We start from the raw sequence: 20325 nt of genomic DNA, 5'->3' as shown, positions 1-20325 counted from the left end.
CATTCCCGCCCGGACCGGCCGCCTGGGTAGCCTCGCGGGCATGAGGATCGGCATTGTGGGGGCCACCGGCCAGGTCGGTGGCGTGATGCGGCAGGTGCTGGCGGAGCGCGACTTCCCGGCGGAGCAGGTGCGGTTGTTCGCCTCCGCCCGGTCGGCCGGGCGCACGCTGCCCTGGCGCGACGGCGAGGTGACGGTCGAGGACGCGGCGACCGCCGACTACTCCGGGCTGGACATCGTGCTCTTCTCGGCGGGCAAGGGCACCGCGAAGGAGTTCGCCCCCCGGGTCGCCGCCGCCGGCGCCGTGGTCATCGACAACTCCTCGGCGTTCCGGATGGACCCGGAGGTGCCGCTGGTGGTGGCCGAGGTCAACCCGCACGCCGCCGCCGTCCGCCCGAAGGGCATCATCGCCAACCCGAACTGCACCACGATGGCCGCCATGCCGGTGCTGCGCCCGCTGCACGCCGAGGCGGAGCTGGTCGGCCTGGTCGTCTCGACGTACCAGGCGGTCTCCGGGGCCGGCCTGGCCGGGGTCGCCGAGCTCGACGAGCAGGTCCGCAAGGTCGCCGAGGACGCCAGCGCGCTCGCCTTCGACGGCGCCGCCGTGCAGTTCCCCACGCCGCGCTCCTTCGCCCGGCCGATCGCCTTCAACGTGCTCCCGCTCGCCGGCTCGATCGTCGACGACGGCTCCTTCGAGACCGACGAGGAGCAGAAGCTGCGCAACGAGAGCCGCAAGATCCTGGACATCCCGGGGCTGAAGGTCTCCGGCACCTGCGTCCGGGTGCCCGTCTTCACCGGTCACTCGCTGCAGATCAACGCCCGGTTCGCCCGGCCGCTCACCCCGCAGCGGGCCCGCGAGCTGCTCGACGGCGCGCCCGGCGTGGCCCTGGCCGAGGTGCCGACCCCGCTGGAGGCCGCCGGCCAGGACCCGACGTACGTGGGCCGGATCCGCGCCGACGAGACCGTCGAGCACGGCCTGGCGCTGTTCTGCTCCAACGACAACCTGCGCAAGGGCGCCGCGCTGAACGCGGTCCAGATCGCCGAGCTGGTCGCCGCCGAACTCCGCTGAGCGACCCGCCCGGCGCGGTGGGACCGGTCGATCCGGGTGCGGGCGACCCGCCGGACGGGCATATTGGTGCCTCTCAGGTGTGTCGCCCGCGCGGCGTACCACGCCGTCGACGTCGACGCGGAGGATCCCATGGCGGACGAACGGGCCCGAGCGGCCCTGACCGATCTCATCGCCGGCCGCCGGGTCGGCGTGCTCGCCACCATCAAACGGGACGGCCGGCCGCAGCTGTCCAACGTGCTCTACGCCTTCGACCGCGAGCGGGAGCTGATCCGCGTCTCGGTCACCGACGACCGGGCCAAGACCGCCAACCTGCGCCGCGACCCCCGGGCCAGCTTCCACGTCAGCAGCGACGACGGGTGGGCGTACGCGGTGGCGGAGGCGCGGGCCGAGCTGACCCCGGTGGCGGCCGGACCGGACGATCCCACCGTCGAGGAACTGATCGGGCTCTACCGGGCGGTGCAGGGCGAACACCCCGACTGGGACGACTTCCGCGCCGCCATGGTCGCCGAGCGGCGCCTCGTGCTGCGCCTGCACGTCGAGCGGCTCTACGGCATGCCCCCGCCCGGCTAGGGGCTGTCGCGGCGGCGGTGTGGCGGCGGCCCGGCGGGTATACGGGGCTCCTGCGTAACGCCGGCGACCGCACGGCCGGCGGGAACGGGGGAGCCGATGAGCGCCGAGCGGGCACGACCGGGACCGGTCGCGGCGCAGGAGGAGGCGGCGCTGCGGTCGGACACCGCACGGGCCGTCGGGTTCAGCGACGCCGTCTTCGCGATCATCATCACGGTGCTGGTCCTGGAGCTCAACCCGCCCGAGGTGCACCCCGGCGGGATGGGGCACCTCCTGCTCGAACAGTGGCCCACCTACCTGGCGTACGTCACGTCGTACCTGTGGGTCGCGGTGGGCTGGCTCAACCACAAGGGCACCTTCCACCGCATCCGCAGCACCGATCGCGGCCTGCACTGGTGGAACCTCGGGGTGCTCTTCAGCACCGCGCTGCTGCCGTTCGCCACGGTCGTCGTCTCCCGGTCGGTGCAGGCCGGCGACCGGGCCGACGAGACGGTGGCGGTGGTGCTGTACGCGGCGGTCGGGGTGATCCTCTCCGCCGCCTGGCTCGGGCTCTACCACTACCTCAGCCGGCACGAGGACCTGTTGCAGGAGCGCGTCCCGGCCCGGTTCTTCGCCGTCGAACGCGGTCGGGCGGTGTTCGGCATCGGCGGGTACGCGGTCGCCGCGCTGGTCGGCTGGCTGGGCGCGGTGCCGGTGGCACTGGTGATCTTCCTGCTGCTGCCGCTGTTCTACGCGCTGTCCAGCAACGGCTTCTACGACCTGCGGCGGCGGCTGCGGCGGCACCGGTGAGCACGCGTTACCTGCTGCTGCGTGGCGGGTAGACGGGGCCTGCCGACACCGAGAGGGGAGCACCATGACAACGGTCGGAGAGTTCATGACGACCCGGTTGGTGACGATGGACGGCAACGACACGCTCACCGCGGCGGCGCAGGAGATGCGCGACAGCGCGATCGGCGACGTGGTGGTGACCGCGGGAGACGACGTGGTCGGCATCGTCACGGATCGGGACATCACGGTCCGTGCGGTGGCCGAGAACATGGATCCGAACACCACCAGGCTCAACCAGGTCACCAGCAAGGACGTGGTGACGGTCAGCCAGTACGACGACGCCGTCGCCGCGGCCGACCTGATGCGCACCTACGCCGTACGCCGGCTGCCGGTGATCGACGACGGCAAGCTGGTCGGCCTGGTGTCGATGGGTGACCTGGCGGTCGAGCGGGAGCCGCAGTCGGTGCTGGCCGACATCAGCGCCGACGAGCCCAACAACTGACCTGTCCGCCGCGGGTCGTGACGCCGGCTCCCCTCGTGGGGGCCGGCGTCCGTCCTGCCCGGGGTGCCCTCAGGCGGACTCCACCCGGACCGTCACGGCGGACGCCCCACGGGCCAGTCGTACCGTCTCGGCCTCCGCCTCGATCCGCTCGCCGGCCCGAGCCGACAGCCGGGTGAACGGGGCGACGGTCAGGTCGAGCCGACCCCGGCCGGACTGCCTGGCCCGCCAGGTGCCGCTGATCTCGCCGTCGACCAGCAGCGCGCCCGGGTTGCCGAGCATCCGCCACAGCTCTCGCTGGTGCGCCCGGTCGGGGACCAGGACGTCCCGGTCCCGCGCCTGGAGGAACGGGTCGCCGGTCGGCAGGAGGCGGACGCCGTCCAGCGGCTCGGCGCCGCGCAGCGCGTCCAGGCGGTCGGTGGGCAGCCACGCCCGCCGGCCGTCCACCCGGACCTCGGTCAGCTCGGCCGCCGGCCACACCGCTCGCAGCTCGGTGGCGGAGGTGCCCAGGAAGCCGGCCACGTCCGCCACGGTGGCCGGCCCGAGCAGGCGGAGATACGCCAGCACCAGGCCCGCCGTGCCCGCCGCCCGGGTGGGCAGGGGCGGCCGGTCGGCCAGCGGCGCCAGCCGGGCCCCCCGCCCGGACACCTCCAGCCGGACGCCGCCGACCAGCCCGGCCTGCTGGAAGAGGGACCCGGAGACGTGCCGCGCCGCGCAGGGCCCGCAGTCGTAGCTCAGCTCGGCGGGGATGCGGTCGGTGACCGCCCGGCTCACCGCGCCCTTGTCCATGGCGGTGGTGACCACCTCCCGGAAGGCCTGCGCGGTGCGCTGAAAGGCGACCGTGCCGAGCTTCGTCACCCCGGCGCGGATCCGCCCGGCCACCCGGCGCGCGGCGTCGGCGTCGCTGAGCGGCCACAGCGCGGCGGCCAGCCCGGTCAGCTCGGCGCGGCGGTGCAGGTGCGGCGCTCCCCGGGCGGCCCAGACCAGCTCCAGGCGGTCGTCGTCGAGGCCGTCGGCACCCCGCGCGGCCAGCGCCAGCCGGGCCGAGCCGTAGGGGGTGTCCTGCACGCCCAGGTCGAGCACCGCCAGGTCGGCCGGGCGCAGCCCGGGCCGGTCGAGCTGCTGCGCCGCGGCCCGGTGCGCGAGCACCCGGCCGCGGTCGACCGTCGGCACCGCCGCCATCGGCCCTCCCGTCGTCGTCCGTCGAGCAGGCTACTGCGCAGGTACGACGCCCGCCCGGACTCACCCGATCCGGGCGAGGTTGACGGCGTGCCGGACGGGGACCCGGTCGGCGTACGTCGTGATGCCGTGGATCGACGGGGGGAGTGGATGGTGGACCCGACCACGAGGTTCTTCGAGGATCTCGACCGGCGGGGTTACGAGCCCCTGCTGGACAAGACCTCGGGGACGTTGCGCTTCGACCTGCACGAGGGGGCGCAGACGACGCACTGGCTGCTCCAGATCGACCGGGGCAGGCTCGAGGTGAGCCAGGAGGACCGGGAGGCGGACACGGTGATCGGCACCGATCCGGTGTTCTTCGGAGACATGGTCGCGGGCCGCGAGAACGCGATCGCCGCGGTGCTGCGGGGCGACATGACCGTCTCGGGTAACCCGCGACTGTTGCTCCAGGTGGAACGGATCTTCCCGGGTCCCGTCACCTCCACCGGCCCCCGTCACGAATACCGCAGGGAGGCCCGCTGATGGCGCAGAGCAACATGATCCGCATCCTGGACGGCAACACCTTCGTCGTCTCCCAGGACACCGGCGACATCGAGGCGACGCCGAGCGAGCCGACCGGCCTGTTCTCCCTCGACACCCGCTTCCTGTCGAAGTGGGTGCTCACGGTCAACGGCGAGCGGCTCAACGCGCTCTCCTTCGACGACCTGCAGTACTACGAGGCGCGGTTCTTCCTGGTGCCCGGCATGGCCACCCACTACATCGACGCCAAGCTGTCGATCATCCGGGAGCGCGCCGTGGGCGGCAGCTTCCGTGAGCAGGTGACCATCCTCAACCACGACGAGAAGCCGGTGGACCTGGAAATCCGGATGGACGCCGGCTCCGACTTCGCCGACCTGTTCCAGGTCAAGGACGAGATCCTGAACAAGAAGGGCGAGATCTACACGGAGGTGGAGGCGGACCGGTTGCGCCTGGGCTACCGGCGGGGCAACTTCCGGCGGGAGACGGTGATCACGGCGTCCCGCCCGGCCCGCTACGACAAGAACGGGTTCGCGTTCAGCGTCCACCTGGAGCCCAACGAGCAGTGGGACACCGCCATCCAGGTGGACACGGCTGCGCTCGGCCCGGGCGGTCGGGACCTGCGGATGGGTGTGCGGGCGCACGGCACCGAGCGGCTCGCCCTTGAGCACGACCTCCAGGAGTGGGTGGCCAAGGCTCCCAAGGTCAACAGTGAACACCCGGAGCTGGCGTCGACCTACCGGCGCAGTCTGATCGACCTGGCGGCGCTGCGCTTCTCGCCGCTGTCGCTCGGTGGCGCGGCGCTCCCCGCGGCCGGCCTGCCCTGGTTCATGACGATGTTCGGCCGGGACAGCATCCTGACCAGCCTGCAGGTGCTGCCGTTCGCCCCCGAACTGTCCAAGACGACGCTGCGCATCCTGGGCGCCCTGCAGGGCACCCGGTTCGACGACTTCCGGGACGAGGATCCGGGCCGGATCCTGCACGAGATGCGCTACGGCGAGACCGCCGCCTTCGAGGAGCAGCCGCACTCGCCGTACTACGGGTCGGTCGACGCCACGCCGCTCTTCGTGATCCTGCTCGACGAGTACGAGAAGTGGAGTGGGGACGTCGCGCTGGTCCGCGAGCTGGAACGGGAGTGCCGGGCCGCGCTCAAGTGGATCGACGACTACGCCGACCTGGTCGGCAGCGGCTACATCTGGTACGAGCGGCGCAACAGCGAGACCGGCCTGGAGAACCAGTGCTGGAAGGACTCCTGGGACTCGATCCAGTACCGCGACGGCACGCTGCCGCCGTTCCCCCGGGCCACCTGTGAGGTGCAGGGCTACGCGTACGACGCGAAGCTGCGCGCCGCCCGGATGGCCCGGGAGTTCTGGGAAGACCCGGGGTACGCCGACCAACTGGAGCGGGAGGCGGCGCAGCTCAAGGAGCGGTTCAACCGGGACTGGTGGGTGGAGGACGGCGAGTACTACGCCCTCGCCCTGGACCCGGAGGGGCGTCAGTGCGCCACGCTGAGTTCCAACATCGGGCACCTGCTGTGGAGCGGGATCGTCGACCAGGACCGGGCCGAGAAGATCGCCCACCACCTGGTCGGTCCCCGGCTCTTCTCCGGTTGGGGCGTGCGCACCCTCGCCGAGGGCGAGGTCCGCTACAACCCGATCGGTTACCACAACGGCACGATCTGGCCCTTCGACAACTCCTTCATCGCCTGGGGCCTGCGCCGGTACGGCTTCAACGAGGAGGCCGCCACCATCGCCAGCGGCATCCTCGACGCCGCCCGGTACTTCAACGGGCGGCTGCCGGAGGCGTTCGGCGGCTATCCCCGGGAGCAGACCAAGTTCCCGGTGGAGTACCCGACCGCGTGCAGCCCGCAGGCGTGGTCCACGGGCACCCCGCTGTTGCTGCTGCGCACCATGCTCGGGCTGGAGCCGCACGAGGGGCACCTGGCGGTCGAGCCGATGCTGCCGGTGGGCATGGGGCGGATCGAAGTGCTGGACATCCCGGGCCGGTGGGGTCGGGTGGACGCCTTCGCCCGGGGCCGGTTGGACCTGGAGAAGCTGGCCGACTGAGCCGCGTTCCGCCTGCTCTCCCGCCGCCCGCTCAGGGCCGGTGGGGGAGCAGGCAGAACTCGTTGCCCTCGGGGTCGGCGAGGACCGTCCAGCCCGGCAGCTCTCGGACCACGGTGGCGCCGGCCGCCAGCACGTCGGCCCGCTCCTCGGCGTCGCCCACCAGGTCGAGGTGGATCCGACCGGGGGCGGGCAGGTCGGGCACGGGGGAGATCCACACGTCGGGGCGGTGCCCGTGCGGGTCGCGCAGCAGCACCGACTCGCCCGGGTCCAGCGCCCGGTCGGCGAGCTTCGCCTCGTCCTCCGGCACCACCGGCAGCCCGGTGACCACGCTCCAGAAGGGCGCCAGCAGGTACGGGTCGCGGCAGTGGATCACGATGGAGTGCAGCTCCGGCATGCGTCGACGGTAGCCCCGCCGACTCCTTGCGGCGGAGGATTTCCCCACCGGTCAGCGGGCCGGCAGGACGGTGTCGAGGAACCCGGCGGTGACCGCCCGGATGTCCGGCCGGTCCAGGGCCGGGGCGTGGCCGCCGTGGGTGATCCAGGTGTGGGTGGGATGGCCGGCGGCGACGAGCGCCCCGGTGAGGGCGACCGACTGGCCCACCGGGACGGCCGCGTCGCCGGTGCCGTGCACCAGCAGCACCGGCACCCGGTTGCCGAGGTGGCTGGCGACGGTCGCGTCGACGGTGGCGGGGTCACCGGCGGCCGGCGGGTGGCCGAGCAGGTCGGCCCACGGGTCGTCGGGCGCCCGCGACCGGCGCCACTCGTCGTCCAGCGGGTCGCTCACCGGCCAGTACGCCAGCCCCGCCGCGACGTCGTCCGGCCGGTCGATCCCGCGCAGCGCCAGGTGCAGGGCCAGGGTGCCGCCGGCCGAGTCGCCGGCGACGAGCAGCGGCAGCCCGCCCGCCTCGTCCCGGGCGGCCCGCGCCGCCCGGCGTACGTCGTCGAGCTGCGCCGGCCAGTGCGCCTGGTGGGAGAAGCGGTAGGTCGCCGCCACCACCCGCAGCCCGAGCCGAAGCAGGGCCGCCCCGTCCTCGTCCGACCGCCCACGCCACCCACCGCCGTGGATCCAGAGCAGCACCGCGCGTTCCGTCATCCCGCCATCCTGGGCCGCGGGCGCAGGCCGGGGCGAGCCCTTCTGCCAGCGGCAGAGCGACGGACCCGGGGCCGCAACACCGGGGCCGTCTCCGGCCCTACGGGTCCGTAACCTACGCGGGGTAAAGTTGGCGAATGTCGGAACTCGTGTACCCCCCTGTGATCGCCGCCGCCAAGACGATGTTCCGGGTCCTCGACCTGCGCCTGACCGTCGATGGCAGCCACCACGTGCCGCGTACCGGCGGGGCCGTGCTGGCCAGTAACCACGTCAGCTACCTCGACTTCATCTTCTGCGGCTACGGGGCGCACGAATCCCGCCGGCTGGTCCGGTTCATGGCCAAGCACGAGGTCTTCGCGCACAAGGTCTCCGGCCCGCTGATGCGCGGCATGAAGCACATCCCGGTGGACCGCCGCGCCGGCGCCGGGTCGTACAACGCGGCGGTGGGCGCGCTGCGGCGCGGCGAGGTGGTCGGCGTCTTCCCCGAGGCGACGATCAGCCGCTCGCTCACCGTCAAGGAGCTCAAGAGCGGGGCCGCCCGGATGGCGCAGCAGGCCGGCGTGCCGCTGCTGCCGGTGGCGGTCTGGGGCACCCAGCGGCTCTGGACCAAGGGCCGGCCCAAGAACCTGACCCGCCGGCACACCCCGATCACCATCCTGCTCGGCGAGCCGATGGACCCGGCCGACTGGCCGGACACCAACGCCATGACCGTCGAGCTGAAGAGCCGGCTGTCGGCCCTGGTGGACCGCGCCCAGCGGGAGTACCCGGACAAGCCGGCCGGCCCGGAGGACGCCTGGTGGCAGCCGGCCCACCTCGGCGGCACCGCCCCCACCCTGGAGGAGGCCGCCGAGCTGGACCGGCGCGGGCGGCGCACCACCGCCTCCTGAGGCTTCCGCTCCGGCACCGCCCCGCACGACGCCCCGACTCCCGTGGGCCGGGGCGGTGACCGGATCGTTCCGCATCCGGGCATGATGGTGTCTGCCGCCCCGGCAGCCACCCGGCCAGGATCAAAGCCATGAGCAGAGCAGCACTCGTCGTCATCGACGTCCAGGAGTCCTTCCGTCAGCGCCCGATCTGGGCCCACGCGTCGCAGCCCGACATCGTGCGCCAGGTCGACCGGCTGGTCGACGCCGCGCGTCGCCGAGGCGACCTGGTGGTCTGGGTCCTGCACGCCGAGCCGGGCAGCGGGACGGTCTTCGACCCGGCGCTCGGCCACGTTCGGCTGATCGAGGGGCTGACCCCGGTGGCCTGCGAGCCCACCCTGGTCAAGACGTCCCACAACGCCTTCACCACCACCAACCTCCAGCAGCTCCTCACCATGGCCGGCATCCGCGAGCTGGCCGTCTGTGGCATCCGTACCGAGCAGTGCGTCGAGACCACCACCCGGGTCGGCTGCGACCTGGGCTACGAGATGACGTTCGTGACCGACGCGACGGTGACCTTCCCGACCCCGCACCGGGACCTGCCGCCGACCGCCACCGTCGAGGAGATCCTGGCCGACCCGCGCACCCTCTCCGGCGAGGAGATGACCGCCCGGACGGAGTATGCCCTCGGCGGCCGTTTCGCCACCGTCCGCACCGTCGACGAGGTGGCCGGGGCGACCCCGGTCGGCGCGCGGAGCTGACCCCGATGGCCCGGGTCGTCTTCCTGCTGGTCCCGCAGCTGCACCTGCTGGACCTGGCCGGCCCGGCCCAGGTCTTCTCCACCGCCGCCGACAACGGGTACGACTACCGGCTGCACTACGTCGCCGAGCGGGACACCGTGCCGACCGTGCAGGGCGTACCGCTGGGGGCCGCCACCGGGTGGCCGGAGCTGGACGCGGACGACCTGGTGGTCGTACCCGGCTGGCGGCCGCGGGCGCACGGCCCGGCGGGGCCGGTCGGCCGGGACGACCTGCGGCGCCTGGCCGACCACCACGCCTGCGGCGGCACGGTGGCCAGCATCTGCGCCGGCGCGTTCGCGCTCGGCCGGGCCGGCCTGCTCGACGGGCGGCGCTGCACCACCCACCACGAGGTGCAGGACGACCTGGCCCGGGTCTTCCCGGCCGCCCGGGTGGCCCGGGACGTGCTCTACGTGGTGGACGATCGGGTGGTGACCTCCGCCGGCATCGCCAGCGGCATCGACGTGGCGCTGCACCTGGTGGCCACCCGGCACGGCCCGGCCGCCGCCGCCCGGATCGCCCGAACCCTGGTGGTCTACGCCCGGCGCAACGGGCACGAGCAGCAGGCCAGCGCGATGATGCGGCACCGCTCGCACCTGTCCGACGCGGCCCACCGGGTGCAGGACCTCATCGACAGCCGGTTCTCCGAGCCGCTGCCGCTGGCCGACCTGGCCGCCGCCGGCGGGGTCGCGGAACGCACCCTGACCCGGCTGTTCCGCCAGGCCACCGGGCTCACGCCGCTCGGCTACCAGCAGCTGCTGCGGGTCGAGCGGGCCGAGCACCTGATCGGGCACGGCGCGACCGTCGAGTCCGCCGCCCGGGCCGTCGGGTTCACCGACGCCCGGATGCTGCGCCGGCTACGGGCCCGGGCTCACTCGCCGACCGCGTCCCGCGCCGACGGCGCCGGCGTGCGGTAGTAGTCGTCCCGGGACAGGAACTCCACCGGCAGCGAGCCGGGCAGCGTCACCCGGACCACCCCGTCCAGCGGACCGGGCGCCGCCCGGCGGGCCAGCTCGTCGCGCTCCGGCGGGGAGAGTTCGACCAGGTCCGGGTGGCTCAGCCGGAACGTGGCCACCGACCGGCGGACCAGCCGGGCCAGCTCCGTCACCGTGTCGGCCGGACCGCCGAGGGCGAGCGCCGGCTGCTGGATGGTCCGCAGCGCGTCGCAGACCACCAGCAGCTCCCCGTCGGCCGTCGAGTCCGGGGCGGACCGCTCCGCCGTCGGCCGGGCGGGTGGCGGCAGCTCCAGGCGGGACGGCCACTGCCAGCGGATCTGCCCGCTGACCAGGCGGGACAGCCGAAGAGCGCGCCGGTGCCGGGCGTCGCTACGGCCGTCCCGCCCGGAGACCACGGCCAACTCGGCGCCGGCGCACACGTACGCCAGCCGCCGGTCGGTGACGGTGACGGTGGCCGGCGCGGGCAGCACCCACTGCCGCCGGGTGCCGGTGGGGCTGAGCAGGCAACCGGCCACCGGGGTACGCAGCCGCCGCAACACCCGCTCGCCCGGCTCGGGGACCAGCTCGTAGCGCCGGTCCAGCACCGGCCGGAGCTCGTCGTCCGGCGCGTCGAAGCGGTGCGGTGCGATGAAGAACGGGGACGCGTCCTCGCGCATCGTCACGACCTCCCGGCGGTTGACCTCCTGCCGGTAAGCCTCGCCCAGCCCGCCGGGCCTGTCATGACAGCCGTTAGGGGGTCGGCCGGTCGGCCGCCGCCTGCGACCGGTAGATGCCGATCTCCTCCGGTCGGACGAGGCCGTCCTCGATCGCCCGGGCCAGCAGCGCCGCCTTGGTCGCCGCCGGCCGGCCCGCCCGGGTGTACTTGATCCGCGCCCGGTCCACGTACTGCTTGACGGTGTGCTCGCTGATCCGCATCCGACGGGCCACCGACGCCTTCGACATCGACTGGAACCAGAGCAGCAGCGCCTCCCGTTCCTTGTCGGACAGGGCCGGACGGTCGGGGCGGGGGTCGCCCACCATCGCCCCGGCCAGCGCCGGTGGTACGTACGGGCGGTCGCTGGCGGCGGCCAGCACGGTCGCCACGCAGTGTTCTCGCCCCTCGTGCTTGGCCAGGAACGCCGCCGCTCCGGCGTCCAGCGCGGCGAGCATCGTCGCCGGGTCGGTGTGCTCGGAGTAGACCACCACCCGCCGACCGGCGGCGCTCAGCTCGGCCAGTTTGTCGATCACCATCCGTCCGTGCAGGCGCAGGTCCAGCAGGACCACGTCGGCGTCCGGCGCGTCCCGCAGCACCTGGTCCGGATCGTCCCCGGTGGCCAGGACACGCAGCTGCGGCTCGGCGGCCAGCCAGGCCCGCACCCCGTCGATCACCACCGGGTGGTCGTCCACGATGGCCACCCCGACGGGCCGGTCACCGCTCACGTCCTGCGCCACCGGGTCTGCGTCCACCTGATCTCCCCGTCCCGCTCCTGCACGTGCTCCACCTGGCCGTCGTCCTCGACGTGGCTGGGCGGACCGGTCCCGGCGGAATCGTCCACCTCGGGAGTGACCAGGCTGACCACCACCTCGTCCGGGCCGGCGACCACGGTCAGCCGGGCCCAGCGCCGCGCCTCGGCCAGCGCGGCGGTCGGCGGGTCCACCAGTCGGCGGCGGACCTCCACCGGCAGCAGCGGGGGCGTGCCGATGGCCACCAGGTCGATCGGCAGGCCGTTCCGCTCGGCCAGGTCGGCGGCGGCGCGCAGCTCGTGCAGCAGCGGGTCCGGCACGTCGTCCGACTCGGCGATCAGCCGGCGCAGCCGGGCCGCGGCGAGCACGCACCGGCGCTGCACCAGCGGGTCGGCCGGGTCGGCGCGCCCGTCGGCCAGCTCGGCCAGCACCTCCTCGGCGGCGCCGCTGACCAGGGCGAGCCGGGCCTGCCGCTCCCGCCGGGCCCGCTCGGCGGCGTCCCGCTCGGCGGCCACCGCGAAGGTGGCCGTCGCCGTCGCGGCGCGTTGCCGGGCCAGGCCGGCGATCACCGCCGCGCCGGTGAAGACCGCGATGGGCAGCGACGACGTGCCGTAGACGTACATCACGTACCGGGTCAGGTCGGCGGGGGCGGTCGCGCCGTGCCCGAGCAGCGCGGCCAGCGCGATCAGCGAGTGGGCGGCGAGCAGCGCGAGCAGCCAGGGGATCCGCCGCCCCCAGAGCACCAGCACGAAGAACCAGCCGAGGGTGCCCCAGACCCAGTTGGCGGCGGTGAACAACAGCTCCCGCCCGCTGGCCGCGAAGACCGCCGCGTCCACCGCCAGCAGCACCGCGACCAGCGGCAGCGCTGGCGGCCGGGCCCCGCCCAGCAGCCGGGCCGCGGCGTACCCGCCGGTCGCGGCGACGACCAGCCAGCCGGCCGCGACCACCGCCGGCGCCGCCAGCTCGGACCACGACCCCAGCAGCGCCGGCAACCCGATCACCGCGTGCCAGACCAGCGCGATGGCGACGGCCGCGATCCGGGCGCCCCGGTCCGAGGCGCGGGCCACGTCGACCGCCGGGACGTCGTCCGGCGGCGGGAGGCTCGCCGGGGACGGATCGACCCGGGGTACGGCGACCGGGCCGGCGTCGAGGTCAGCCGACATGGGGCCATTCCAACCGGATCCGGGTGCCCTCGCCAGGGGCGGAGGTCACCTCAGCGTGCCCGCCGACCTCGGCCAGCCGCCCGCGTACCGACTCGCGCAGCCCGTACCGGTGGGCCGGGACGGCGGCCGGGTCGAAGCCGGGACCGTCGTCGACCACCTCGACCACGACGGTCTCCGCCTCAGTGGTCAGCCGCAGCGTCACGGTGGCGCCGGGCGCGTGCCGGGCCACGTTGGCCAGCGCGGCGGCGGTGGCGTCCGCGAGCGCGGTGGCGGCCGCTGTCGGGGCGGCGCAGGGCGCCAGCTCGGCGGTCACCGCCAGCTCCGGATGGGCGTCGCGCACCGCCCGCAACCGCTCGTCGACCGCGACCCGGCCGCCGACCGGCGCGGACCGCGCGTCGGCGAGCCCGACGAGGGTACGCAGATCGGCCCCGGCCCGCCGGCGCAGCGCGGGTGACCCGTCGGGCACCGCACCGAGGCCGACCATGGTGAGCGTGCCGAGGACGGTGTCGTGCAGGTCCCGGTTCTGCCGTCGCTCCGCCTCCCGGGCGGTACGGGCGATCAGCGCGTCCCGGCGCAACCCCTGGTAGGCGGCGAAGGCCCGGTCGGCCCGGCCGATCCGCCGGCGCATGACGGCGGTCATCATCGCCGCCAGCCCGGTCTGCCCGAGCAGGGTCGCCGCGTGGGCGGTGGCCTCGGCCGGGTTGCCGGCGGCGGTGGCGCCGGTGGCGTAGGCGGCGGTGAGCAGCAGCCCCGCCGGGACCGACCAGCGGGCGGCGGCGGTGGCCTGCGTGTTGATCACCGTGGTGCTGGCCAGCACCGCGATCCAGCTGCCCTCACCCGGCAGCACCTCCGGCGCGACCAGGTGGGGGATGAGCAGGCATGCCGCCGTGGTGAGGGCCACGTCCCCGGTGACCAGCGCGGGGCCGATCCCGGCGCGCAGCGCGCGGACGGCGTAGAGCACCGACCACGCCGTCAGCACCGCGACCGCCACGAGCAGCGCCCCGGTCCGCACCGGCGGGGTGCGCACCGTCAGCGCGGTGACCGCCCCGACCAGCCCGCAGGTGAGCCGCAGCAGGGCCGGCAGGGTGGTGAAGATGAGCGTGAACGCGCCACCGGCCGGCCGGTCCAACAGCGACGGCGGCGAGGTCGGAGCGGGTACGGCCGACATCGGGGAGGCGTCCTTCGGGCAGCGACCCGTCCGGGTCCGCGCAGCGGTAGATCGACGACGGAGAATAGCACGGTACGTCCGTTCCGATCACCTTCGGTACGCGTCGTGTCGCTGACAGGTCACCAGGCTCCCACCGTCGCGGCGGCGAGCAGGTGGCAGCTGACCCCGATCACCGCCGGGTCGCACTCGAACGCCCGCGCGCAGGCGACCGCCTCGCGGAACACTGTGGACTCCTCGGCCGCGCCGAGCGTCTCCAGCACCGGCCAGAGCGGACCCTCGATGCCGTACACGGTGACCGCCGGCAGCCCGGCGGCGGTGAACTCGTCCACCAGCTGCTCGGGGCGGTGGAAGTAGGCGGTGGTGAAACCGGTGGCCGGGTCGTTGACCCCCGTCGCGTACGCAGCCAGGATCGCCGGCCGGGTGTCGTCGTCCACCCGGCCCTGCCGGACCAGGTCGATCATCGGGGTGTTGCGGCTGATCGCGGCGGCCAGCACCGGCCCGCCCGGACGGGTGACCCGGGCGGCCTCCCGCAGCGCGGTGACCCGGTCGCCCCGCTCGGTCAGGTGGTAGAGCGGGCCGAGCAGCAGCGCGGCGTCCACACTGGCGGCGGCGTAGGGCAGGTGCCGCGCGTCGCCCGCGCTGGCGCTCGCCACCGGGTGGTCGCGCCGGGCCGCCGCCGCGTGCGCCGGCACCAGGTCGACCAGGTGCACCGGGTGGCCGGCGGCGGCCAGCCAGCCCGCGTACGCCCCCGGGCCGCCGCCCAGGTCGAGCACCGTCGCGGGCGGCGGCAGCAGCCGCGCCAGCAACTCCCGGGTACGGGCTCGCTCCAGCCGCCCCTGCGGCGTGCGGTCCAGTCGGCCGGCCTCGTCGTAGACGTCGGTGTAGTAGCGGCGGATGTCCGGCTCGGGTGATCGGGTCGGTGGCATCCGTCGATGGTGGGGGCCGGTGCGCCGGACGTCACCCGGTTTCCGCGCCGCATCGCGGGTGGGTCCGGCGTCGCCCTCATGGAGGGCCGGTGTGACGTATCGGGGGAGGCCGGCGCTGAGGGGCACGGAAGGTGTGGTCCGGAAGGCGCCCCGGGCACACCGCCACTCCGTCATCCCCCAAGACCGGAGACCTCATGCTGCACACCGCACTGGCGAAGCTGCTCACCCTGAAGGTCGGTGCCACGGCGCTCGCCGTGACCGCCACGGGTGGGGTGGCGCTCGCCGCCGCGAACCACGCCCTGCCGAATCCGCTGGCCGGGGCGAGCGCCAAGCCCTCGGCGCACGCCACCGGCGCCCCCGCCGACAAGGCGAAGGGCGAGAAGTCGCCGGACGCGAAGGGCAGCCCCTCGCCGTCCCTGGTCGGCCTCTGCCGCGCCTACACCGCCAAGGCCGGCGACAACCCGGGCAAGGCGCTGGAGAGTTCCGCCTTCACCGTGCTGATCACCACCGCCGGCGGCCGGGAGCAGGTGGCCGACTACTGCGCCACGCTGCTCGCCGCCGAGAAGGGCAAGCCGTCCCACCGCCCCTCGGTCCCGCCCAGCCACCCGACCGGCAAGCCGGACGCGCGACCCAACCCGCAGGACACCACCCGTACCGGGGGCCCGGGCGGCGGCCACAAGCCGGCCGCCCCGACCGCCAGCTGAGCTCCGACGCCGGGCGGGGCACCTCACCCCCATTCCCCCCCTCCGCCCCGCCCCGGCGTCGGTCAGGCCGCGTCGCACCGATTACTCACCCCCCTTGGTGGTCGGTGCGACGCGCGCCGCACCCCCGCCCCGCCGGGGGCGAGCCGGGGCGGCGGTTCGCGGCCGCCGCCCCGGCGGGTCCGCACCGGGGCCTGGCCGGGTCTCCCGGTCTCGCGACCGGTCGTCGTACCGTCGGTCAGCTCGCCGCCCAGCCGGCGGCGTTGCTGGTGGACTCCCGCGAGATGCCGGAGCCGGTGTCGGGCCACTCCCCGAAGCGTTCCTCGTGCAGGTGGGCGAAGAAGTAGCACATTTCCTCGCAGTCGGCGTCCAGCACGGCCATCCCCGGGTCGGCGCGCACGGCTTCGTAGAACGCCCGACCCAGCGCGACGATCCAGCCCCGGCAGTAGAGGAACCCGTCGTCGGAGCCGTCGGTCACCTCGTGGACGTCCTCCCGGTCGATGTCGTGGAGCTTCCGCTCGACGACGCGGTCGAGGTCGGTCAGCTCCCGGCCGGACAGCTCGGCACAGAGCGCCCGGAGATTGGCGAGGAACGGGTCGAGCCAGTCGTCGATCGCGTACGGGTCGACGTCGTCGGCCTCCGGGTCGCGGGTCGCCAGGGCCCGGCGCAGCGCCGCCGGCTCCGGGCCGAGCCGCTCCCAGGCGGCCTCGACCAGTGCCCAGAAGCGGGCCTCGTCCTCCACAGTGGGCACCTGGATCGCGTCAGCGGTGTCGGTCACCGGCGGAGGGTAGCGAGCCGGACCGACAACCGGCCCGCCGCTTCCGGCCGGCCGTCGTCGGGCGGCCGGGTGGACGCCCACGGGGCTAGATTGGGGCCGTGACCGGGCGGATCAGGCCGCGGGAGTTCCACCGGCTCGACGGCGTCGAGGACTGGCGGATGCTCTTCCACGCGACCTGCGCGCACTTCCGCACCGGGTCGTTCGCCCGGGGCGTCGCCCTGGTGGCGGCGATCGGCGGGCTCGCCCACGCAGCGGGCCACCATCCCCATGTCGACCTGCGGCCCGACGGCGTGACCGTACGGCTGCTGACGCCCGACGTGGACTGGCCCAGCGAACGCGACGTCACGCTGGCCCGGCAGATCTCCGAGGCGGCGCGCGAGCTGGACGTGCCCGCCGACCCCGCCGCCCTCCAGCAGGTCAACGTCGCCGTCGACGCCCTCGTCATCCCCGAGGTGCTGCCGTTCTGGCGCGCCCTGCTCGGCTACCGGGACAAGGGGCCCGAGGACCTCGTCGACCCGCACGGCCACGGGCCCTCGTTCTGGTTCCAGCAGATGGACGTCCGGCGCACCGCGCGCAACCGGCTGCACGTCGACGTCTCCGTGCCGCACGACCAGGCCGAGGCGCGCATCGCGGCGGCGCTCGCCGCCGGGGGTCGCCTGGTCACCGACCGGAACGCCCCGACGTGGTGGGTGCTGGCCGACGCTGAGGGCAACGAAGCGTGCGTGGCCACCTGGCTGGGCCGCGACTGAACGTCGGCGAGCCGCCCCGGCGGGGCCCGCCGGCAACTCGGTTGCGGCGCTCACCCCGGTTCGCTGAGGATGGCCGCGATGAGCGCTCTCAAGATGCACGCCGACGAGATCGAGACCGACGTCGACCTGGTCCGTCGCCTCCTGGCCGGACAGTTCCCGCACTGGGCCGGGCTGCCGATCCGGCGGGTCCCGTCGTACGGCACCGACCACGACATCTACCGGCTCGGTGAGCACCTCGTCGTCCGGCTGCCGCGGATCGGTTGGGCCACCAGGCAGGCAGCCCAGGAGGCGGAGTGGCTGCCGAAGCTCGCACCGCACCTGCCGCTGGCCCTGCCCGTGCCGGTGGCGATGGGGCGTCCCGCCGAGGGCTATCCCTTCGACTGGTCGGTCTGCGAGTGGCTGCCGGGCGAGAACGCGAACGGCACGATCGACGACCTGGACCGGGCGGCGGTCGATCTCGCCGCGTTCGTGGCCGCGCTGCGCCGGATCGACACCACCGGCGCCTTCCCCCGCCTTCCCGGCAAGCGGGGCGCACCGCTCGCGGAGCTCGACGAGGGCGTCCGGCGGGCGGTCGCGCGGCTCGGCGACCGGATCGACGGTACGGCGACCCTGCGATCCTGGCAGGAGTCGCTCGACGCCCCGGCATGGGACGCCCCGGAGGTCTGGGTGCACGGTGACCTGCTGCCGGGCAACCTGCTCGTCGTCGACGGCCGGCTGTCGGCGGTCATCGACTTCGGCGGCCTCAACGTCGGTGATCCCGCCTGCGACCTGCAACCGGCGTGGAACGTGTTCGCCGGCGCCAGCCGCGAGCGGTTCCGCGCCGAACTGGACGTCGACGACGCGTCGTGGCTACGGGGGCGTGGCTGGGCGCTGTGCCAGGCCGTGATGGCCCTGCCCTACTACTGGGAGACCAACCCCGGCATCGTCCGGCAGGCCACGCACGCCCTGACGCAGGTCCTGGGCGGCCGGCACTGACCTCCCGGCCGGCTTTGTTGACACCTACCTGGCCGGCACGGCCTTCACCGGCGGGCAGCCGTATTCCGGGTCCGATCCGCTGTGCGGCCGGGTGTGGCCGAGCAGCCTGCGATACGGTCGGAGGCTGTGACCGCGCCTGAGATCACCGTCGCCACCCTGGAAGACCGTGAACGGGTCATCAGTTCGCTGGTCGCCGCCTTCACCAAGGACCCCGTCCTCCGGTACCTGTTTCCCGACGAGGCGACCTATCCCCGGTACGCCGCCGCCTTCTTCGGGCACCTCTTCGACAAGCGGGTGGGCAAGGAGACGATCTGGACGATCGAACGGGGCGCGTCGGTCGCGATCTGGGAGCCTCCCGCGAGCCAGAGCGAGTGGCCGGACGACGACCTCGTCGCCCAACTGCCCGCTGACGCACTGGCCCGCGTCCACGCCTACGACGAGGCCGTGCACGCGGCACTGCCGGCCGCCCCCTACTGGTACCTCGGCGTCCTGGGTACCCACCCGCAGAACGCCGGCCGCCGGTGGGGCCACGCCGTCATGACAGCCGGACTGCTGCGCGCCGCCGCAGACGATCTGCCGGCGATCCTGGAGACCAGCAACCCCGACAACGTCGAGGTGTACGGCCGCGCCGGCTGGGAGGTGGTGCGCGCCTTCACGGAGCCGCTGCCCACTTGGATCATGCGGCATCCGGGCTAGGCGTCAACCCGCCGGCTCGTCGGTGACGTAGGGGCCTAGCCGGGGCAGCGTCACATGGACGTGAAGGACGATGTGCGCGTAGTCGAGACAGGGGCCTTCAACCAGGCCTCGTGAATGCCCGCCATGGCGCGCCCGGCGGGTGGCGGAGGAAGGAGCAGGCATGTCAACCGAACCGGAGCCCGGCCTCGCGCCCGAACACACGAGCCCCCGGTATGCCGAGGCCGATCCGATCGTGATGACGGTCGACGGGCAGGACTTCCGCATTCGTGAGCGCGCTGAGAAGCCCGGCGAGTACGACTTCGACTGGCTCAGCGGGCCGCACGAATACGGCTTCGGGATCACCAGAGCTGACGGCTACGCAATGACGCTGCCTGAGATCGAGGAGGCCATCCGGAACTTCCTCGCTGAGATCGATCCCGCCACGGGATACCTGAAGGAGTAGTTGAGCGGGCGTGACCTTGCCCATTACTTCTGGGGCTATGTCGATCGGGTGGCCGTGGACGAGGCCAGGAAACTCCGCGCCGCCGCGCCGCCGGTGCCCAGCAGGCGGTGGATGAGAGCGAGGCGGCGTAGGCCCGCTACTGCTTCCCGGCCATGTACCGGCAACGGGCCGCCCACCAGCAAGGTAGGCGGCCCGTTCTGCTGTGCGTGTGTGGGGACTACACCCAACGCCCGCCGTTGGGGCCTGCCTTGGCCATGCCGAGCAGGTGGGCCAGCCGGTACCGCAGTACGCGCGCCTGCCCGATCGACAGGACGAGGCTGGCCGCGGCGCTGCCTTCCACACTGGTCAGGTTCACCATCGGCTCGGCGGCCGGGTGCAGAGCCTGGACGAGGGCCACGTCAACGATGAACGTCTCCGGCCGGTTGGTGTTCACGTGCCGGGCGCGGGAGCGATGCTCGCCTCGGCGCTGGCAGTCGGTCCGGTCGCACCAGCGCGGGTGGCCCTGGTCGGCCGGCTCGGCAAGCGTGCCGGTCGCGTAGACGTGCACGTAGCCGCAGGGCCGAGCCACGTCGGGTGCCAGGCCGACCGGATGGGCGTCCAGCCCGGCGCGGGCGATTAGGGCGGTGGCGTGGGTGGTGTGCGCGGGGCAGGTGTACGCGCAGGCGTCCAGGGAGTAGGCGGTGTACAGCTCGATGCGGACCGTCGCGGGCTCTCCGCAGATGGGCAGGGTGGGTAGGGTGCTCACGGGTCGCCTCCTAGCTAGGCGATCAAGGCCCTCGATCAGCGGCGCAATCGCTGGTCGGGGGCCGCCTCTGTTCTGGCCACGACAAACGTACAGTCCATGTACGTCTAGTGACTAGACGTCTAGAGTCTGGACAACCCCGAACACGTACAGATCATGTGCGTGCCTACGCTCT

The 20325-nt window shown here is 74.0% G+C and carries 24 protein-coding genes; 14 read left to right on the top strand and 10 right to left on the bottom strand.

Annotation, left to right across the window (positions count from 1 at the left end):
• Positions 1-40: 40 nt before the first annotated feature.
• From ACTMTB_RS05015 to ACTMTB_RS05000, 4 genes are all read left to right on the top strand, one after another.
• The gene (locus tag ACTMTB_RS05015) at positions 41-1066 is read left to right on the top strand and encodes an aspartate-semialdehyde dehydrogenase (RefSeq protein ID WP_441142794.1); all 1026 of its coding nucleotides are present in this window, start codon (positions 41-43) and stop codon (positions 1064-1066) included.
• 129 nt (positions 1067-1195) lie between these two features.
• Positions 1196-1636, top strand: a complete 441-nt coding sequence (locus ACTMTB_RS05010) for a PPOX class F420-dependent oxidoreductase (protein ID WP_441142792.1) — start codon at positions 1196-1198, stop codon at positions 1634-1636.
• Positions 1637-1732: 96 nt separating this feature from the next.
• Positions 1733-2422, top strand: a complete 690-nt coding sequence (locus ACTMTB_RS05005; protein WP_441142790.1) for a TMEM175 family protein — start codon at positions 1733-1735, stop codon at positions 2420-2422.
• A gap of 64 nt (positions 2423-2486) precedes the next feature.
• Positions 2487-2903 (top strand): CBS domain-containing protein, encoded by a 417-nt coding sequence (locus tag ACTMTB_RS05000; protein WP_088960657.1) that lies wholly within the window; start codon positions 2487-2489, stop codon positions 2901-2903.
• 69 nt (positions 2904-2972) lie between these two features.
• Here the strand turns inward: ACTMTB_RS05000 and ACTMTB_RS04995 are convergent, their stop codons facing one another.
• Positions 2973-4082, bottom strand: coding sequence for a DNA glycosylase AlkZ-like family protein (locus ACTMTB_RS04995; RefSeq protein WP_441142788.1), 1110 nt, complete (start codon positions 4080-4082; stop codon positions 2973-2975).
• 147 nt (positions 4083-4229) lie between these two features.
• Between ACTMTB_RS04995 and ACTMTB_RS04990 the strand changes: the two genes are divergently transcribed.
• On the top strand, positions 4230-4601 hold the full coding sequence (locus ACTMTB_RS04990) for an SCP2 sterol-binding domain-containing protein (RefSeq protein WP_357611182.1): 372 nt from the start codon (positions 4230-4232) through the stop codon (positions 4599-4601).
• The gene (locus tag ACTMTB_RS04985; protein WP_441142785.1) at positions 4601-6661 is read left to right on the top strand and encodes an amylo-alpha-1,6-glucosidase; all 2061 of its coding nucleotides are present in this window, start codon (positions 4601-4603) and stop codon (positions 6659-6661) included. Before ACTMTB_RS04990 ends, ACTMTB_RS04985 begins: the two co-directional genes overlap by 1 nt.
• Positions 6662-6692: 31 nt before the next feature.
• Here the strand turns inward: ACTMTB_RS04985 and ACTMTB_RS04980 are convergent, their stop codons facing one another.
• Together ACTMTB_RS04980 and ACTMTB_RS04975 are read right to left on the bottom strand one after the other, a co-directional pair.
• Positions 6693-7055 carry a VOC family protein gene (locus ACTMTB_RS04980; protein WP_334571502.1) on the bottom strand — a complete coding sequence of 121 codons (363 nt, stop codon included), beginning with the start codon at positions 7053-7055 and terminating at the stop codon, positions 6693-6695.
• Between the two features lie 51 nt (positions 7056-7106).
• Positions 7107-7754: an alpha/beta hydrolase gene (locus tag ACTMTB_RS04975; protein WP_441142783.1), complete on the bottom strand. Its 648-nt coding sequence runs from the start codon at positions 7752-7754 to the stop codon at positions 7107-7109.
• A gap of 134 nt (positions 7755-7888) precedes the next feature.
• Between ACTMTB_RS04975 and ACTMTB_RS04970 the strand changes: the two genes are divergently transcribed.
• The 3 genes from ACTMTB_RS04970 (at position 7889) to ACTMTB_RS04960 (ending at position 10328) form a co-directional block, all read left to right on the top strand.
• Positions 7889-8638, top strand: coding sequence for a lysophospholipid acyltransferase family protein (locus tag ACTMTB_RS04970; RefSeq protein WP_441142781.1), 750 nt, complete (start codon positions 7889-7891; stop codon positions 8636-8638).
• A gap of 128 nt (positions 8639-8766) precedes the next feature.
• Positions 8767-9375: an isochorismatase family protein gene (locus ACTMTB_RS04965; RefSeq protein WP_441142779.1), complete on the top strand. Its 609-nt coding sequence runs from the start codon at positions 8767-8769 to the stop codon at positions 9373-9375.
• 5 nt (positions 9376-9380) lie between these two features.
• A complete protein-coding gene (locus ACTMTB_RS04960; protein ID WP_441142776.1) occupies positions 9381-10328 on the top strand; it encodes a GlxA family transcriptional regulator in 948 nt (315 codons plus the stop codon).
• On the opposite strand, the gene ACTMTB_RS04955 is transcribed toward ACTMTB_RS04960, so the two are convergent.
• The 5 genes from ACTMTB_RS04955 to ACTMTB_RS04935 all read right to left on the bottom strand — a co-directional run bounded on the left by ACTMTB_RS04955 (position 10283) and on the right by ACTMTB_RS04935 (position 15067).
• The gene (locus ACTMTB_RS04955) at positions 10283-11023 is read right to left on the bottom strand and encodes a hypothetical protein (RefSeq protein WP_441142774.1); all 741 of its coding nucleotides are present in this window, start codon (positions 11021-11023) and stop codon (positions 10283-10285) included. The two genes, ACTMTB_RS04960 and ACTMTB_RS04955, sit on opposite strands and share 46 nt — an antisense overlap.
• Positions 11024-11096: 73 nt before the next feature.
• Positions 11097-11813 carry a response regulator transcription factor gene (locus ACTMTB_RS04950; RefSeq protein ID WP_441142772.1) on the bottom strand — a complete coding sequence of 239 codons (717 nt, stop codon included), beginning with the start codon at positions 11811-11813 and terminating at the stop codon, positions 11097-11099.
• Complete coding sequence (locus tag ACTMTB_RS04945) at positions 11783-12973, bottom strand: hypothetical protein (protein ID WP_441142771.1); 1191 nt, start codon at positions 12971-12973, stop codon at positions 11783-11785. Before ACTMTB_RS04945 ends, ACTMTB_RS04950 begins: the two co-directional genes overlap by 31 nt.
• Positions 12963-14141 carry a sensor histidine kinase gene (locus ACTMTB_RS04940; protein ID WP_441142769.1) on the bottom strand — a complete coding sequence of 393 codons (1179 nt, stop codon included), beginning with the start codon at positions 14139-14141 and terminating at the stop codon, positions 12963-12965. The genes ACTMTB_RS04945 and ACTMTB_RS04940 overlap by 11 nt, the downstream gene beginning before the upstream one ends.
• Positions 14142-14260: 119 nt before the next feature.
• Positions 14261-15067: a class I SAM-dependent methyltransferase gene (locus ACTMTB_RS04935; protein ID WP_441142767.1), complete on the bottom strand. Its 807-nt coding sequence runs from the start codon at positions 15065-15067 to the stop codon at positions 14261-14263.
• 194 nt (positions 15068-15261) lie between these two features.
• Here ACTMTB_RS04935 and ACTMTB_RS04930 point away from each other — a divergent pair, with 194 nt between their 5' ends.
• Positions 15262-15771 (top strand): hypothetical protein, encoded by a 510-nt coding sequence (locus ACTMTB_RS04930; protein ID WP_441142765.1) that lies wholly within the window; start codon positions 15262-15264, stop codon positions 15769-15771.
• A gap of 235 nt (positions 15772-16006) precedes the next feature.
• Here ACTMTB_RS04930 and ACTMTB_RS04925 read toward each other — a convergent pair whose 3' ends face one another.
• Positions 16007-16546, bottom strand: a complete 540-nt coding sequence (locus tag ACTMTB_RS04925) for a DUF4240 domain-containing protein (protein ID WP_441142763.1) — start codon at positions 16544-16546, stop codon at positions 16007-16009.
• 98 nt (positions 16547-16644) lie between these two features.
• On the opposite strand from ACTMTB_RS04925, the gene ACTMTB_RS04920 reads away from it, so the two are divergent.
• The 4 genes from ACTMTB_RS04920 to ACTMTB_RS04905 all read left to right on the top strand — a co-directional run bounded on the left by ACTMTB_RS04920 (position 16645) and on the right by ACTMTB_RS04905 (position 19408).
• Positions 16645-17295 carry a VOC family protein gene (locus ACTMTB_RS04920; protein ID WP_441142761.1) on the top strand — a complete coding sequence of 217 codons (651 nt, stop codon included), beginning with the start codon at positions 16645-16647 and terminating at the stop codon, positions 17293-17295.
• A 78-nt stretch (positions 17296-17373) separates the two neighbouring features.
• Complete coding sequence (locus tag ACTMTB_RS04915; protein WP_441142759.1) at positions 17374-18270, top strand: aminoglycoside phosphotransferase family protein; 897 nt, start codon at positions 17374-17376, stop codon at positions 18268-18270.
• A 126-nt stretch (positions 18271-18396) separates the two neighbouring features.
• Complete coding sequence (locus tag ACTMTB_RS04910; protein ID WP_441142757.1) at positions 18397-18966, top strand: N-acetyltransferase; 570 nt, start codon at positions 18397-18399, stop codon at positions 18964-18966.
• A 160-nt stretch (positions 18967-19126) separates the two neighbouring features.
• Positions 19127-19408 (top strand): hypothetical protein, encoded by a 282-nt coding sequence (locus tag ACTMTB_RS04905; RefSeq protein ID WP_441142755.1) that lies wholly within the window; start codon positions 19127-19129, stop codon positions 19406-19408.
• Between the two features lie 217 nt (positions 19409-19625).
• Here the strand turns inward: ACTMTB_RS04905 and ACTMTB_RS04900 are convergent, their stop codons facing one another.
• Complete coding sequence (locus ACTMTB_RS04900) at positions 19626-20153, bottom strand: hypothetical protein (protein ID WP_441142753.1); 528 nt, start codon at positions 20151-20153, stop codon at positions 19626-19628.
• Between the last annotated feature and the right edge of the window lie 172 nt (positions 20154-20325).

It is taken from the genome of Micromonospora sp. L32 (genome assembly GCF_052068055.1).
Lineage (GTDB): Bacteria > Actinomycetota > Actinomycetes > Mycobacteriales > Micromonosporaceae > Micromonospora > Micromonospora purpureochromogenes.
This window is presented reverse-complemented; position numbering and strand designations above follow the sequence as displayed.